Annotated in this window: 12 protein-coding genes; 5 read left to right on the top strand and 7 right to left on the bottom strand. The window is 53.2% G+C overall.

The window, feature by feature from the left end; all coding sequences use genetic code 11:
- Nucleotides 1–44 precede the first annotated feature (44 nt).
- The gene (locus tag FHP88_RS04415) at nucleotides 45–3,908 is read right to left on the bottom strand and encodes a DUF3683 domain-containing protein (protein ID WP_144357804.1); all 3,864 of its coding nucleotides are present in this window, start codon (nucleotides 3,906–3,908) and stop codon (nucleotides 45–47) included.
- A 259-nt stretch (nucleotides 3,909–4,167) separates the two neighbouring features.
- Here FHP88_RS04415 and FHP88_RS04420 point away from each other — a divergent pair, with 259 nt between their 5' ends.
- A complete protein-coding gene (locus FHP88_RS04420) occupies nucleotides 4,168–5,139 on the top strand; it encodes a 2-hydroxyacid dehydrogenase (protein WP_144357805.1) in 972 nt (323 codons plus the stop codon).
- Between the two features lie 41 nt (nucleotides 5,140–5,180).
- Here FHP88_RS04420 and FHP88_RS04425 read toward each other — a convergent pair whose 3' ends face one another.
- The 4 genes from FHP88_RS04425 to FHP88_RS04440 all read right to left on the bottom strand — a co-directional run bounded on the left by FHP88_RS04425 (nucleotide 5,181) and on the right by FHP88_RS04440 (nucleotide 9,362).
- Nucleotides 5,181–5,510, bottom strand: coding sequence for a PilZ domain-containing protein (locus FHP88_RS04425; RefSeq protein ID WP_144357806.1), 330 nt, complete (start codon nucleotides 5,508–5,510; stop codon nucleotides 5,181–5,183).
- Between the two features lie 198 nt (nucleotides 5,511–5,708).
- Complete coding sequence (locus FHP88_RS04430; protein ID WP_144357807.1) at nucleotides 5,709–6,362, bottom strand: methyltransferase family protein; 654 nt, start codon at nucleotides 6,360–6,362, stop codon at nucleotides 5,709–5,711.
- Nucleotides 6,363–6,456: 94 nt separating this feature from the next.
- Entirely contained in the window at nucleotides 6,457–7,416 is a 960-nt protein-coding gene (ppk2, locus tag FHP88_RS04435) for a polyphosphate kinase 2 (protein ID WP_144357808.1), read from the bottom strand.
- A 182-nt stretch (nucleotides 7,417–7,598) separates the two neighbouring features.
- Nucleotides 7,599–9,362 (bottom strand): chloride channel protein, encoded by a 1,764-nt coding sequence (locus FHP88_RS04440; protein ID WP_144357809.1) that lies wholly within the window; start codon nucleotides 9,360–9,362, stop codon nucleotides 7,599–7,601.
- 110 nt (nucleotides 9,363–9,472) lie between these two features.
- On the opposite strand from FHP88_RS04440, the gene FHP88_RS04445 reads away from it, so the two are divergent.
- The 4 genes from FHP88_RS04445 to FHP88_RS04460 all read left to right on the top strand — a co-directional run bounded on the left by FHP88_RS04445 (nucleotide 9,473) and on the right by FHP88_RS04460 (nucleotide 13,152).
- Nucleotides 9,473–10,186, top strand: coding sequence for a class I SAM-dependent methyltransferase (locus FHP88_RS04445; protein WP_144357810.1), 714 nt, complete (start codon nucleotides 9,473–9,475; stop codon nucleotides 10,184–10,186).
- Nucleotides 10,187–10,309: 123 nt separating this feature from the next.
- Nucleotides 10,310–10,564 (top strand): FeoA domain-containing protein, encoded by a 255-nt coding sequence (locus FHP88_RS04450; RefSeq protein ID WP_144357811.1) that lies wholly within the window; start codon nucleotides 10,310–10,312, stop codon nucleotides 10,562–10,564.
- 45 nt (nucleotides 10,565–10,609) lie between these two features.
- Nucleotides 10,610–12,922, top strand: a complete 2,313-nt coding sequence (gene feoB, locus FHP88_RS04455) for a Fe(2+) transporter permease subunit FeoB (RefSeq protein WP_260843157.1) — start codon at nucleotides 10,610–10,612, stop codon at nucleotides 12,920–12,922.
- On the top strand, nucleotides 12,919–13,152 hold the full coding sequence (locus tag FHP88_RS04460; RefSeq protein WP_144357813.1) for a FeoC-like transcriptional regulator: 234 nt from the start codon (nucleotides 12,919–12,921) through the stop codon (nucleotides 13,150–13,152). The genes feoB and FHP88_RS04460 overlap by 4 nt, the downstream gene beginning before the upstream one ends.
- A 17-nt stretch (nucleotides 13,153–13,169) precedes the next feature.
- Here FHP88_RS04460 and FHP88_RS04465 read toward each other — a convergent pair whose 3' ends face one another.
- Both FHP88_RS04465 and argS read right to left on the bottom strand, forming a co-directional pair.
- The gene (locus tag FHP88_RS04465; protein ID WP_144357814.1) at nucleotides 13,170–13,787 is read right to left on the bottom strand and encodes an SPOR domain-containing protein; all 618 of its coding nucleotides are present in this window, start codon (nucleotides 13,785–13,787) and stop codon (nucleotides 13,170–13,172) included.
- Nucleotides 13,787–15,547: an arginine--tRNA ligase gene (argS, locus tag FHP88_RS04470; protein WP_144357815.1), complete on the bottom strand. Its 1,761-nt coding sequence runs from the start codon at nucleotides 15,545–15,547 to the stop codon at nucleotides 13,787–13,789. Before argS ends, FHP88_RS04465 begins: the two co-directional genes overlap by 1 nt.
- Nucleotides 15,548–15,582 lie beyond the last annotated feature (35 nt).

Raw genomic sequence — 15,582 nt, forward strand, 5'->3', positions numbered from 1 at the left:
AACCCAGGTTTTCGTGTGGGCACAAAAAGGTGCCCACTCTCACCTTAGAGCAGCACCCGTTCGATACCACCTTTGAGTACACGCTCGACAAAGGTTTTTTGCCAATCATCGCCTAATCGGTTCTTGGCCAGCTCTTCCACAATGTAGGAGACTTCCAGACCCGTCTCATCTTTATACCGATTGAGCCCCTGGGTGCAGGCCGGGCAAGTGGTAAGCATTTTCACGTTGCCTTCCACTGCATGCTCATTCCCGGTGAGTTCCTTGATACCCTGCTCAAGCTCTTCCACCTTGCGGTAACGGAGCTGGCTGGCGATATCCGGTCTGGCGGTTCCCAAAGTACCTGCCTCACCGCAACAGCGATCAGACAGCAACACCTTCTTATCCATCAGCTTGGATGCTACATCCGTTGGATTGTATTGCTTGATTGGGCTATGGCAGGGATCGTGATAGAGGTATTCCGTACTATTAGCCCCTTCCAACACGACACCTTTCTCCATCAAATACTCATGGATATCCATCAGTCGACAGCCGGGGAAAATCTTCTCAAACTCATATTTCATGAGCTGATCAATACAGGTGCCGCAAGAGACGATTACTGTCTTGATATCCATATAGTTCAGGGTATTGGCGACACGGTGGAATAGCACACGATTACCCGTAGTGATCTCCTGCCCTTTAGCATATTGACCAGCGGCCGTTTGCGGATAACCGCAGCAGAGATAGCCCGGTGGTAAAACCACCTCGTTGCCCAACTCATAGAGCATGGCAATCGTCGCCAGCCCCACATCACTGAATAACCGCTCCGAACCACAGCCAGGGAAATAGAAGATGGCATCCGATTCATCCGTGACGCGGGCAGGATCACGGAATATAGGGATCATTCCGTCCTCCTCAATACCCAACAGGGCACGCGTAGTCTTCTTCGGCAACGCCACCCGAATGGGGCGCCGCACCAACTCCACGATCAGTGATTTGGGTTCAGGCTTTCCCGTAGTGCTTTTGGGTATCTGCTTACCCCGGCCTAACATGCCGGCACGTTTGAACAGTTCATGTCCCAACGCCAACCCCTTGAACCCCCACTCCAGCATGCCTTTGCGCAGGCTGCGAATCGTGCGAGGATCGGTGGTATTAAGGAATGACATGGCCGCCCAAGTACCGATATTGCGGCGCTTCTTTCCCTGTTCGGTAAGGATCTTACGCATCCGCACGGTTACATCACCGAAGTCGATATTGACGGGGCAGGGATTGAGACACTTGTGGCAGATGGTGCAGTGATCCGCCACATCATTCATCTCTTCAAAGTGGCGCATTGAGATACCGCGCCGGGTCTGCTCCTCATAGAGAAATGCCTCGATCATCAATCCGGTACCGAGAATCTTGTTGCGAGGCGAATAGAGGAGATTGGCCCTTGGTACATGGGTCATACAGACGGGCTTGCACTTTCCACAACGCAGACAGTGCTTCACATCGTCATTCAGCTCACCCAGTTCACTCGCTTCCAGGATGATGGCCTCTTGCTGTACCAAACGCAGTGACGGGGTATAGGCACTGTCCAGATTAGATCCCGGCATCAACTTGCCACGATTGAAATTTCGACCAGGATCTACCTGCTCCTTATAGGCCACAAAATCACGCAGCTTGTCCTCTTCGAGAAACTGGATCTTGGTCAAACCGATGCCATGCTCACCTGAGATCACACCATCCAGAGATTTGGCAAGATGCATAATCCGCTCGACCATGCGTTCGGACTCATGCAGCATCTCATAGTTATGCGAATGCACCGGTATATTGGTATGCACATTACCGTCCCCCGCATGCATATGCAGGGCGACAAACAGTCGTGCATCACGAATTTCGGCATGCACGGCGTTGAGACGCGCCTGCACGGCCAGCATATCCTGGCCATCGAAGATCTCGTTCAGTCGTGCCGCCACCTCTTTGCGATAGTTCTGCACCAGGTCACGCCGCAGCATCATGTCGAGCAGGCTGTCGCCGGGCAGTAATCGATTCAGCTCCTTGTCCCGCAGCAACCCCTGAAAATGTTCGGCGGGCGCCTCCAGGTTTTCCAGAATGGTGCGCCAGCGCTGTTCGGCGGTTACAACCACTTCACAGGCCGCAGACCGTTTGGCCTGAAGAATGGCGCGACTCTCTTCGGACTCTTCATACTCCTCGGGCAGGCGCAACTCAGGCATGCCCCCCTGTAGATAGGTAAGCACCGCCTGCATGATCTTCAGCTTATTGCTGATCGACTGCTCGATATTGATCTGCTCAATACCGCGACTGTATTCGGCCAACCGCTCCAACGGGATGACCACATCCTCATTCACCTTGAAGGCGTTGGTATGGGCAGAGATGGCCGCCGTTCGGCTGCGATCCAGCCAGAACCTTCGGCGAGCCTCAGGACTGACCGCGATAAAACCCTCACCTTCACGCGCATTCACCAACCTGACGACTTCCGAGGCGGCTTTAGCCACTGCATCTTCATCATCAGCGATCAAATCAGTAATCAGGACCATCTTTGGCCGTTCGCGACGGGGGGCTTTTGTGCTGTATTTGACCGCTTTGATATAACGCTCATCCAGATGTTCCAGACCAACCATCTGGACACCTTCAGCCTGGGCGATGCTGTCCCGGATCTCGATAATAGCCGGGACCGCCTTGGAGAGATCAGACCCGAAAAATTCCATACAGACTGTTCGCACATGAGCCGGCATACGGTGCAGAATGAAACGCGCTGAAGTAATCAGTCCGTCACACCCCTCCTTCTGAACACCGGGTAGTCCAGAGAGAAATTTGTCTGTGACATCCTTACCGAGACCCGCCTTACGGAAGCTGGAACCGAGCATTTCGAGGATCTGTGGCTCACCTGCCAGCGTTTTACCATCGGTCTGATAACGGCTAATCCGAAAGCTGACGTTCTCCTGTTCGTGTATTTTGCCCAGATTGTGATTCAGGCGCTCAACTTCCAACCAACTCGCATCCGGCATCACCATACGCCAGGAAGCGAGGTTATCCAGGGTCGTGCCCCACAATACCGCCTTCTTGCCACCCGCATTCATGGCAATATTGCCACCGATGGTGGAGGCGTTCTGGGAGGTTGGATCAACCGCAAAAGCCAGCCCCTGGAGAGCGGCCAGATCGGAAACCCGTTTGGTCACCACACCCGCACCCACATGAACCGTAGGCACCGGCGCCTCAACGCCCGGCAGAGATGAGAGTTCCACCTCGCCCATCTGCTCCAATTTCTCGGTATTGATGACGGCGCAATAGGGATCAAGAGGTACGGCAGAACCGGTATAACCGGTACCGCCGCCCCGTGGAATAATGGTCAGTCCGCACTCAATACAGGACTTAACAATCGCCGCTACTTCAGACTCATGGTCAGGACAGATCACCACAAATGGGACTTCAACACGCCAGTCGGTTGCATCCGTCGCGTGGGATACGCGAGCAAGCCCACCAAAATCGATATTGTCCCGGCGGGTAATTTTCGACAGCGTGCGGCTGACCTGGCGCCGCAGATCGTGGTTACGTTGAAAACAGGCGGAGAACTTCTCTACCGCGATTCGCGCAGAGGCTAGCAAGCGAATGGCTTCCTCATTACCGTTAGTGCGTGCCTCGAATTGATCCAGGCGATGCTTCAGAGCATCAATCAGCGCACCCCGGCGACCGACATCCATCAACAGATCGTCCTGCAGATAGGGATTTCGCACCACGACCCACATATCACCCAACACTTCATAAAGCATGCGTGCCGATCGGCCAGTACGCCGACTGCCACGCAGTGTTTCAATCACCTGCCACATCTCCTCTCCGAGAAAACGAATGACGATTTCTCGATCTGAAAATGAGGTGTAGTTATAGGGTATCTCGCGGATACGCTGGGGTTCAGTTGCAGCTTCAGCCATAGAATCTTTTAACTCGGCAGAGGGGGTCACTCATGGTGCCATCGATTGAAAAGCGTCTGTTTAACGGGTGACGTTCAGAAGAACCGATGATTTTAGCTCAAACTAGACAAAAACAGTAGGTCTTATCCAACATCACACCTGACAAACCCATTAAAATCATAGGGTAAGTTGAAAGTAATAATTGCCTATAAAAGAGGTCGCTCACGCCATTCATTGGTAAAATCAACGGTAGCGGAAATATACAGACCAGGAGTTCAGCATGCCACAGGCCAAAGCCGTCTTTCTCGATACCAGCACCCTGGATAAGAATGACCTGAATCTAGCCGGCCTGACCGGGACGCCCTTCGACTGGCAACTGTTTCCCAGCACTTCACCGGCCCAGACCGCCGCACGGATCAAGGGCGCACAGCTGATTGTCAGCAACAAGGTGGTCATTGATCGCCCTTTGATGGAAAACGCCCCAGAGCTCAAATTGATCTGTCTGACAGCCACAGGCACTAATAATGTCGATCTCGCCGCAGCCGCTGAGTTGGGCATTGGGGTCACAAACGTCACGGGCTATGGCACTGCTACAGTGGTACAACACACCTTCAGCCTTATATTGGCCCTCTCTACCCGCCTGATCGATTACCAAGCCGCCATCAAACGCGGTGACTGGCAACGCAGTGACACCTTCTGCCTCACTGACTTTCCAATCCGGGAGATTGCGGGAAAGTGCCTGGGTATCGTTGGTTTCGGAACACTCGGAAGGGGCGTGGCACGGATCGCTGAAGCCTTTGATATGACCATACTACTGGCACAACGCCCAGGCGGAGGCGCTCGGGAGGGACGACTTCCTCTCCATGAATTGCTGCCCCAGGTTGATATCCTCACGCTGCATTGCCCACTCACAACGGATACGCAGGGGTTGATTAGCACAAAGGAGTTGGCGCTGATGCGATCAGATGCCCTGCTGATCAACACCGCCCGCGGTGGCATTGTGGATGAAGAGGCCCTGGCCCTGGCACTCAGAGCCGGTCAGATTGGCGGCGCAGGTGTGGATGTACTGACCCAAGAACCGCCACGTGATGACAACCCGCTCCTGCAGACCGATATCCCCAATCTCATCGTTACGCCCCACAATGCCTGGGCCAGCAGAGAAGCGCGGCAGCGACTACTCGACGGCGTCACCCATAATATTCTGGATTTTCTAGCAGGGGGCACCGCTAATCGGGTTGAAGGCCATTTCTAGAAAGCAGCGGGCTTTAGATGCCCGCTTTGTTATTTTGGCGATCAGGGGAAATCAGGACCGACTTCCTCCACTGGAAGCATGCGCTCAATGCTGCAGGCAACTGCATAGCCACCCTTTTCATCTTCTGCCGCTGAGCAACGAATCACCTTCACCACCGCATGCAGGGGAGGCGTGATATCTTTGATGGGTCGTATTTCCACATTGAGGGTCGCGTCCGCATCCACTGCGCTTTCTGTGCGCAGATGCAATCCTCCCGCACTGAGATCTTTAACCACAGCATTTTGTACGGAACCAGCATCGATTACGCGATACCGAGCAGAGCAATCGACCGCCATGCGATAAAAGTCCCGCTTCTCAGAATAGTCCTGCATTACTCACCCCTGTTAAAGTTCTATCAGAGCCCAGGAACATCCCGCACCTGACCCTAAAATAACTGATAATGACACTATGCCAATTGTCGGCAAGCAAACCTGTCGATACGCTCACATCTCCAGAACAGTAATCAACGGGCAACCTCCCTAATGGGGCGACCAATTCAACCGATACTGAAGGGCCAATGATCTCTTTTTTTACTCGGATGACTCTCGCATCAGTGCCTCGGCCTCACTTTTCCTCAGATATCGCCAGGGAAGAGGGAACAGGGCAGGCACCCTGTCACGATAAGTGCGATAGCGATCGCCGTGAAAAACCATCAGTTTCCGCTCTTCTAGCCGCAATCCAACAACAAAGTAACCTGTCATCATCAAGCTGGAAATCAGAAATACCGCATCCATATCCCGCGTCCAGATAATAACCAGCCCCAAACAATACCAAGGGTGCCTAACAAAACGGTGCAGCGGAGAAATATAGAAACGCTCTTGATCCTCAACCTGACGGGCTCGTTCACGCCACTGGCGCAGACCGAGAAATTCACTGCCGTCATAATAGCGTAACGACCATGCAAAACCCGCCAGCGCTAGCAGCGCCAACCCGTTAGCAATGAACCAACCTATGCCACTCCACTGCCAAAGGTAGGGGCCCCTCCAGAGATAGATCAATAGCAGCGGGGGTAATAGAGCAATACCAGCCAACAGATTGAACATCAGGCGATAGAGCGGCATATACTGAGGCCAATGATTGGCTACCCAGTGCTTAAACTTCAATGAAGCGACAAGGGAGTGGAGCAACCCGTAGAGTATCCAGGTACCGCACACCGCCACAATTTGGACTACGCTAAGTTCCATGCATTACCGACCACGCCATCAGTGATATGCAAAACCGGCCAAAATGACCGGCTTTGCTACAAGCCCCTGCCTATGGGTGCTGTCATAATGTGAATCAATGGGTAAACTTCCCCTTCTTCAACATCTGCGCCTCCATGATCTCCAACTCCCTTGAACCTGACACCAAAACCTCGGGGTCAGGGACAAAATTCAACTTAGGATTCAGCCGCTCATAGGGCACCGCATTGAGAACCATCTTAATGGCGTTCAGCCGGGCCTTATGCTTGTCATTGGAACGTATGATCGTCCAGGGCGCATGCGTCGTATTGGTTTTACGCAGCATCTCATACTTCACATTAGTGAAATCATCCCAGCGTTCCTGGGCCTGCACATCCACCTCACTCAACTTCCACTGACGAAGGGGGTCATTTTTACGCCGATTAAACCGGCGCGCCTGCTCTGCCTTGGTGACACTGAAATAGAGCTTGATCAGAATCGTACCCTGTCGCACCAGATCCTTCTCAAAACCACTCACACCGAGCATGAAGTTTTTATACTCGTCATCGCTACAGAAACCAAACACCGGCTCAACCATAGCGCGGTTGTACCAGCTTCGATCAAACAGCACGACCTCACCACCCCGTGGAAATTGTTGGACATATTTCTGGAAGAACCACTGGGTCTTCTCATGCTCGGTCGGTTTCCCCAGAGCCACCACCCGGTAATGTTTCTCATTCATATACCGCGTGACACGGCGGATGGTGCCACCTTTCCCTGCAGCATCCCGACCCTCAAACAGAATAATCATGCGTGTACTGGTTTTTTCCAGATACTGCTGCATTTTTATCAACTCTGCCTGATAAGGCTTTAACTCCTCTTCCCGACTGAATTGGCGCAGCGCCTTACTCTTTTCGGCCTTGAGTTGAGCCACGCTCTTTTTAAGTTGCTGAACCTGGGACTCAAGCTTTTGTTGATTCGTATCTTCAACCTGGGGAGTGGGCTTCTTGGTATCAACCACACTAAGATCTGTAGGCGTTTTCTCTTCTGTTTTACTCTGTTTCTTCTCTTCAGCCATAAACACTTACCCCGTAATATAAATAGCTCCTCTTCCGGGCACCGAAACACCCAGAGCACTTAATTTAATACTACGCCTCGATACACTGAGCTGCACTTGCAACAGGCTGTTAACCGGACTTCTTTTGCGCTACATCAACAACGCTAATATTGATAGCCCAACGGTATAGAAAAAACGCCTATTCAGATTTTGTAGGCCGTCTCCACTAGGTCCCTCGTTAGAATGCCATAGACCCTCTTGATCCCAGGGGCCGTCATGCGTTCCACATAAAGCGCCTCTGCTCCACGTTGAAAAAGCGCCATCGCCTCATGCAACGTCGCTTGAAGATAGATAGGCTTACTATCCATTCGATGTGCAGGGATAGCCAGAAGATCGACCTCCTCGTCATCCGGTAGATCGACCTCTATCTGTAGATAACGGACCAGATCCACCGCCTGCATGAGACTGATCGGTCCATCATCTCCCTGTATCAGCAACCAGTCAGGTTCAGCCTTCAGTAGCTCATGGGCCTTTCCTCTGCTAAGCAAACGATCTGGCCGCGCGAAGCGTTTATGCATCACACTGGCCACACCGACACGACGCAAAGCCAGCATCACCGGGTTGGTATCAAAATCTTTTCCTATAGCCCGCAGTAAAGTAAGAAACAGCGACTGTTGCCGGAAAACCTCACTTGCCGTCAACGAAGCCACCACAATCACCAGCATTCCAGGCATGATAATTTGCGGCGAGCGGGTCAACTCCATCATAGCGGTCAACGCCGCCAAGGGTGCCTGGAGGGTTGCGCCCATCATTGCCCCCATGCCAAGCAAGGCATAGAACCCTACATCCAAGGTATCGTGATGAAACAGGGTTGTAACAACTTGACCGGTCAAACTCCCTAAGCAGGCACCCAAAAATAGTAATGGCCCAATATTACCCCCTGGTATACCCAGCCCCAGAGAGGCGATAGTCGCGAGAAATTTTGCCACTAAGACCAGCAACAACACACCGAGACCGATCTCTCCCAGCAGGGCACTGTTAACGGTGTCATAGCCAATGCCCATTACCTGTGGCACCACTGTGGCACATACTCCCAGCAATAGCCCTGCGATCAAAATACGCTGCCAGAAGGGTCTATTCATGGAGCGCTCGGCCGTTATCCTCATCATAAAGATAAACAGGGCCGCCACTGCACCCACTATCAGCCCAAGCACCAAAACAATTGGGATATCACTCAACGAACCCATAACCAGCGTCGGGATCTCAAATGCGGGTGTATCGCCAAAGACCAGTATAGAAACCCCCGTAGCGGTTACCGCTGACAGGATAACCGGGATAAAGCTGGCCAGTGAGTACTCCATCATTACCACTTCAAGTGAGAAGATCACACCCGCCAGCGGGGTATTAAATGACGCGGCAATACCCGCGGCCGTGCCACAGCCCAGCAAGGTGCGGATACTATTATTCGGCAAACTCAAATACTGCCCCAACAAACTTCCGGTAGCCGCACCCAAGAGGATATGCGGTCCTTCACGTCCCACTGAGTGGCCGCTAATAATAGCTACCGTAGCCCCAACAAATTGAAGTAACAATGCACGCAAGGTCAGATAGCCTTGATGATAGGCCATCCGTTCCATTACATAACTCACACCCAGGACTGTAGTCCCTTTGGCAAAATGATAAAAAAACCAGATGATGAACAGAGCACCTGCAATGGGCAACAGAAAGCGGAGCCAGGGAGCCAGACCCTCATAATTCTCTGACAACCCTCCGGGCAGAAAGCCGGCTTGTGTCTGTTCCACAACCACCCGGAACAGAACGATCAGCCCACCTGCCAAGAGACCCGTAAGCAGACCCAGCAAGGCCAGATGGATCAGTGCATCTGGGCGGGAAAGGTGGAGACGCATTTGATCCAGCTGCTCTGATACCCAAAGCCTGGCTCGTTGTTTCAGATTGTGTTTTCTCATTGTGTTGTCAAACACCTGGCATCATCCTATCGACAAAAGTGGAGCGTGGCGCTGATGACTCGGTGATAATAACGTCCACACCTAAACATGCGAAAAAGAGGACGCACCACATGAAGATTGACGACCCCGATAATTACCAGACTGCCACAGAACTGGACATTATTCAGCAGCTGCTCCCTCTGCAGGACAGCCTGATACTGGAACTGGGGTGCGGACGCGCTTGGATGACAAGGCAACTCGCCGAACGTTTTCACCCACGTCAGATCATCGCTACAGAAGTGGATAGCATACAGCATGAAAAGAATCTGCTGATAGATGACCTGCCGACTGTCACATTCTGTCTGGGTGGTGCTGAAGCGATTGAACAGGATGACAACAGCATCGATGTGGTACTGATGCTCAAATCACTCCACCATGTCCCGATGCCCCTGATGGCGCAAGGACTCTCTGAGATAGCGCGCGTACTTAAGCCGGGGGGAGTGGCCTATATTTCAGAACCCGTCTATGCAGGTGAATTCAACGATATCCTCCGCCTCTTCCATGATGAAAAACAGGTTCGTATCGCCGCCTTTGACGCGCTGAAAAACGTGGTGGAGAAGGGCAAACTCGAGCTGATTGAGCAGCGCTTCTTCAATGCGCCCGGTCACTACAAGGATTTTGCCGAATTTGATGACCGCATGATTCAAGTCACACACACCAACCACCAGATTGACGACATTACCTATCGGCGAATTCGCAATGCCTTCAACCGTCACATGACCTCAGAGGGCGCCCACTTCCTAAAACCCTCCCGTGTCGACCTGCTGCGTAAACCAATCAACTGATCTTGATCAGCCGGAGGCAAATTTCCATACATAAATGATGCTTTTTTTGGGTTGATCAGTTGTTACTGATATACATCGATGCTAAAGTGTAACACTAATCATTCTTATTGAGATGTAGCAGTAATGGACACCGCCCTTTCATTGGACAACCCCATGACCCTGGACCACATTCCCGCTGGTCAGCACGCCCGTATTACCAAAATTCAGGGAGATCGAGGACTGGCCCGACGCTTACTGGGACTCGGCTTACGTGTCGGTTCCGAGATCAGCGTCTTACAACAGCGCAATAGGGGCGTGGTCGTGGCCACTGCCGGAACCCGGGTAGCCCTCGGAAGCAGCGTTGCCGACAAGCTGCTGATGCAACCGCTCAATCGCTAACACCTGCCCAGTGACCGGGGCTTAAGCCGGTCAGCGGAGAAGATCGTGATCACCATCGCCCTGGGGGGCAACCCCAATTGTGGGAAATCAGCCCTATTTAACGCCTTCACCGGTATCCGCCAAAAGACTGGCAATTGGCCGGGCGTCACCGTAGACCGCAAAGAAGGACGTTTTCACCTACAGGGTGAAGATATAGCGATAGTTGATCTTCCCGGCATCTACTCTCTGGATGCCTCCTCCATCGATGAGCAGGTTACCCGCGATTACCTACTCTCCCGCGACGCTCAACTGATTATTAATGTGTTGGACGCCTCCAATTTAGAGCGCAATCTCTATTTCACCGTGCAATTACGGGAGATGGGGATTCCCATTATTGTCGCTCTGAACATGATGGATGTGGCCCGAAAGCGGGGCATTGAAGTGGATATTGAGCTGCTCAGTCAGGAGCTTGGCTGCCCGGTCATACCCGTTGTTGCTGTTACCGGTGAAGGCCTTGATCAGCTGAAACAGGCAGTCAAAGCATTGATTGGCCAGCCGGAACAATCCTTCCAGGTCACCCATGAAGATCATGTCGAGCAGGCGATCACCGACATCACGGCACAGATGCACGCTATTCCCGTACAGGCCAATAGACGCTGGCTTGCCCTCAAACTACTGGAGGGGGATGAACACGCCGAAAAAATAGCCGGCGAGTCAATCCGGCCGCTGGTCGAAACGTGGCAATCCCACATACAGGACCGGGCCGACGAAGAGGCCGACATCCATATTGCTGACGCTCGATACAGCCACGCACACAGCCTGTCACAACGCGTCATCCGCGAACGCGGCATGGTGGGAAAGACACTTTCAGACCGTATCGATAACGTCGTTCTTAACAAGGTCGTCGGCATTCCCATCTTCATGCTGTTGATGTACCTGATGTTCATGTTCACGATCAATATTGGCGGCGCTTTTATCGACTTCTTCGACATTGCCGTGGGTGCCTTTATGGTGGAGGGGGTCAATAGCCTTCTTTCAACCTGGGGATTGCCCACCTGGGTCAGAGTATTCCTGGCAGATGGTTTTGGCGGTGGTATACAGGTAGTCTCCACCTTCATACCCATTATCGCCTGCCTCTATCTGTTTCTGTCGGTACTGGAAGATACCGGCTACATGGCCCGTGCAGCCTTTGTGATGGACAGGGCCATGCGCACCATCGGTCTCCCAGGCAAGGCCTTTGTACCTTTGATTGTTGGCTTTGGCTGCAATGTGCCGGCGGTGATGGCAACGCGCACCCTGGAGAATCAACGGGAGCGCAAGCTCACCATTCTGATGAACCCCTTCATGTCCTGCGGCGCCAGACTTCCGGTCTATGCCCTTTTCGCGGCGGCCTTTTTCCCAAGCAATGGCCAGAACCTGGTATTCCTGCTCTACCTGGTAGGCATTGCCGTGGCCGTCCTGACCGGCATGATTATGCGACGTACCCTTCTGACGGGAGAGAGCAGCGGCTTCATGATGGAGTTGCCCCCCTACCACCTACCCACCCTTAAAGGGGTGATGTTACGCACTTGGGACCGGGTAAAACTGTTCATTCGTGACGCCGGGAAGGTCATCGTCTTAATGGTACTGGCGCTGAACATCCTCAATGCCATCGATACTGAGGGTAATTTTGGCAACAAGGACACCAACCAATCCATCCTCAGTGCGATGGGCAAGGCAGTCACACCAATATTCACTCCGTTGGGCATCCGCGAAGAGAACTGGCCGGCAACCGTTGGCATCTTCACTGGGATCCTGGCGAAGGAGGCCGTTGTAGGAACGCTCGACTCCATCTATACCCGACTGGCTGAGCAGGATGCTGGCGTGAGTGAAACCGAAGAACCGTTCAACATCTGGACCCGTCTCAGTGAAGCCGTTGCCACCATTCCAGAGAATCTTGCCGCCATTCGAGACAACATTCTTGATCCGCTAGGACTCGATCTGGGGGACATTAGCAACATTGAGAACGCCGCCCAATCACAGGCCGTCAGCACCGATGTATTTGGTGCCATGGCCGCCCGGTTTGATGGTCAGGCGGGTGCGTTCGCCTACCTGCTGTTCATCCTGCTTTATTTCCCCTGTGTGGCAACTATCGGCGCAATTGTACGAGAAGCCGGTGGGGCTTGGGCGGGCTTTGTGGCGATCTGGACAACCAGTGTCGCCTACTCTGCATCGACCCTCTATTATCAGGCAGCCACCTTCAGCCAACATACTACCAGTTCTACGGCATGGATTATCGGCTTGCTAGCCGCTATGGCCGCCACCTTCATCGGTCTTAGAAAATGGGGCCAGCGAGACACGGAGGCAACCGCTAGCGTTCACAAAAAGGCCGCTGCATGATCCTCTCTGACATCAGACGCTATCTTCAACAGCGACAGCAAGTCTGTCTGTCTGATATTGCCCTGCACTTTGGCGCCTCGCAAGACGCAACCCGGGGCATGCTGGAGACCTGGATTCGCAAGGGTAAAGTCAGGCGACTTGTATCACAGGTAGCCTGCGGCAGCAGTTGCGGGAAATGCGCACCGGCACAGATGGAATGGTATGAATGGATAGGTGATCGGCCACAATAATACGCCGATGCTCGTTATCATTTTTTCAGCTTGATAATCAAACTACTGATGTTGTTTTGGCTGAGTCGTGCGCGTAGCGCGTTCACTTGCCCGCTGGTGTAAGGACCGCTGCGGACCCGGTGAAAGACCTCCCCACCGTCGAGCGTGAAGCGCTGGATCTCCGCCTCAATACCCACCAACGCGAGACTCGCCTTGAGTTTGTCAGCATCCGCGTATTTACGAAATGACCCCATCTGCAGCATGTAATAAGCCGAGCCCGAAGTGGTCTTCGAATCGGCGTTCACCACAGGGGCAGCCCCTGGTTTGGTTGGCGGCGACACAGCTTCTGGTTCTGGGTCAGGTACCACAACTTCCATCTCAGGAAGGATGGTATAGAAATCAAAGCGAGGTTTAGGGGCCGTCGACTCAGTCGGCTTGACCGGATCAGGCGACACCTCTGCTGGCGCTTCAGAGTGCTTGCGCGTGACCACCGAGGGCCTTGGCTTGACGGGATCGGATGGACTCAACTTCAGCCAAACCAGCAGGCAAACAAACAACCCCACCAACAAGCCACCCACAAACCATACCCAACCCGAGACAGGCGGTTTTTTTCCTTTCCGCTGAGGGGCGACCCGACTCTTATAATCCCGCGGCATTACATCTTCTCCGGTGCGGAGACCCCCAGCAGGTTAAGGCCATTCTTTAACACTTGGCGCACGGCCAAAATCAATTTGATCCTCGCATCACGCAGTGCCACATCATCCACCAGGAACTGATGGGCGTTGTAGTAGGTGTGGAAATCGTTCGCCAGATCCCGTACGTAGTGAGTCAATTGATGCGGCTCTTCATTGAGCGCCGCATTTTCGACCACTTCGGGATAGCGGGCCAGCGTCTTCAACAGATCCTGCTCATGAGTTTCAACTAACCGATCCAGATTCTCATCACCAGCGGTGATATCCACAGAAATATCCTTTTCCGCGGCCTGTCGCAGCACACTACAAACCCGTGCGTGGGCGTATTGAACATAATACACCGGGTTATCGCTCGATTGTGATTTGGCCAGATCCAGATCGAAGTCCATATGCTGCTCACACTTACGCATCACATAGAAGAAACGAGCGGCATCTGAACCTACCTCCTTGCGCAGTTCCCGTAATGTTACAAAAGAGCCCGAACGGGTCGACATCTGTACCCGATCGCCACCACGATAGAGAATGGCAAACTGAACCAGCAGCACATCCAGCCGGGACGGATCATCGCCGACGGCCTGCATGGCAGCCTTGACCCTTGGGACATAGCCATGATGATCGGCGCCCCAAACATCAATAACCCGCTCAAAACCGCGTTCCAACTTGTCCATGTGGTAAGCGATGTCAGAGGCGAAATAGGTGGTCTGGCCATTATCCCTGACCACTACCCGGTCTTTCTCATCACCAAAATCAGTAGACTTGAACCAAAGTGCGCCGCCTTTTTCATAGACATGGCCGGAATCACGCAGCCGCTGCAACGTTTTGTTAACCGCGCCAGAATCCGTCAGGCTGCGCTCGGAGTACCACTCCTGATAAGTCACACCAAACAGGGCCAGATCATCACGTATGTCATCCAGGATGGTATTCAGCGCCAGCTCAAAGACATACCGATAGCGGTTATCTCCCAACAGACGCTTGGCTTGTTCAATCAGACCATCGATATGCTTCTCTTTGTCACCACCGGCGGGTTCATCGTCGGGAACACCGTCAAACACCTCGTCGGCACCGTGGCGGTAGGCATCGGCATGCTCGCGATGCAGGGTGGCCGCGATATCCCAGACGTAATCTCCACGATACCCATTGGCTGGAAAGTCAAAAGTCTCATCACAGAGCTCCAGATAACGTAGCCAGACGCTGGCCGCCAGGATATCCATCTGACGCCCGGCATCATTGACGTAATACTCCCGGTGTACATCATAGCCGACCGCCTGAAGCAGATCGGCCACTACCGCGCCATAAGCGGCACCACGCCCATGGCCCACATGGAGTGGACCGGTTGGATTTGCCGATACAAACTCAACTTGCACCCGCTTCCCCTGACCGAGTGTGCTGAGTCCAAAACTATGACCCTGCTCCAACACTTGGCTGACCACACCCCGGTAAGCGCCCTCTTGCAGGGTGAAGTTGATAAAACCAGGCCCGGCAATCTCTACCTTCGCGATGATGTCGGACGCGGGTAGGGCTGCTATCAGTTTTTCCGCCAGGTCTCGCGGTTTGCAACGCGCGGCCTTGGACAGCACCATCGCCACATTACATGCGAAATCGCCATGACTTGGATCTCGGGTACGCTCAATGATCGGCTGCGGAATCTGATCCTCACCAATAACACCCTCGGCGGCGATCGTAGCCAGGGACTGCAAAACCAGTTGCTGTATCAGGTTCTTCATTATTTACCTAAAACGGAAAATCGGGAAACGGGCTA

The sequence above is a fragment of the Sedimenticola selenatireducens genome (genome assembly GCF_007625115.1).
In the GTDB taxonomy this organism is placed as follows: domain Bacteria; phylum Pseudomonadota; class Gammaproteobacteria; order Chromatiales; family Chromatiaceae; genus Sedimenticola; species Sedimenticola selenatireducens_A.

Bases quoted from the DNA above. Each gene is read 5' to 3' on its own strand.
- FHP88_RS04420 (WP_144357805.1), top strand. From the start codon at position 4,168: ATGCCACAGGCCAAAGCCGTCTTTCTCGATACCAGCACCCTGGATAAG.
- FHP88_RS04415 (WP_144357804.1), bottom strand. From the start codon at position 3,908: ATGGCTGAAGCTGCAACTGAACCCCAGCGTATCCGCGAGATACCCTAT.
- FHP88_RS04440 (WP_144357809.1), bottom strand. From the start codon at position 9,362: ATGAGAAAACACAATCTGAAACAACGAGCCAGGCTTTGGGTATCAGAG.
- ppk2 (WP_144357808.1), bottom strand. From the start codon at position 7,416: ATGGCTGAAGAGAAGAAACAGAGTAAAACAGAAGAGAAAACGCCTACA.
- FHP88_RS04430 (WP_144357807.1), bottom strand. From the start codon at position 6,362: ATGGAACTTAGCGTAGTCCAAATTGTGGCGGTGTGCGGTACCTGGATA.
- FHP88_RS04425 (WP_144357806.1), bottom strand. From the start codon at position 5,510: ATGCAGGACTATTCTGAGAAGCGGGACTTTTATCGCATGGCGGTCGAT.
- FHP88_RS04450 (WP_144357811.1), top strand. From the start codon at position 10,310: ATGGACACCGCCCTTTCATTGGACAACCCCATGACCCTGGACCACATT.
- argS (WP_144357815.1), bottom strand. From the start codon at position 15,547: ATGAAGAACCTGATACAGCAACTGGTTTTGCAGTCCCTGGCTACGATC.
- FHP88_RS04460 (WP_144357813.1), top strand. From the start codon at position 12,919: ATGATCCTCTCTGACATCAGACGCTATCTTCAACAGCGACAGCAAGTC.
- FHP88_RS04445 (WP_144357810.1), top strand. From the start codon at position 9,473: ATGAAGATTGACGACCCCGATAATTACCAGACTGCCACAGAACTGGAC.
- FHP88_RS04465 (WP_144357814.1), bottom strand. From the start codon at position 13,787: ATGCCGCGGGATTATAAGAGTCGGGTCGCCCCTCAGCGGAAAGGAAAA.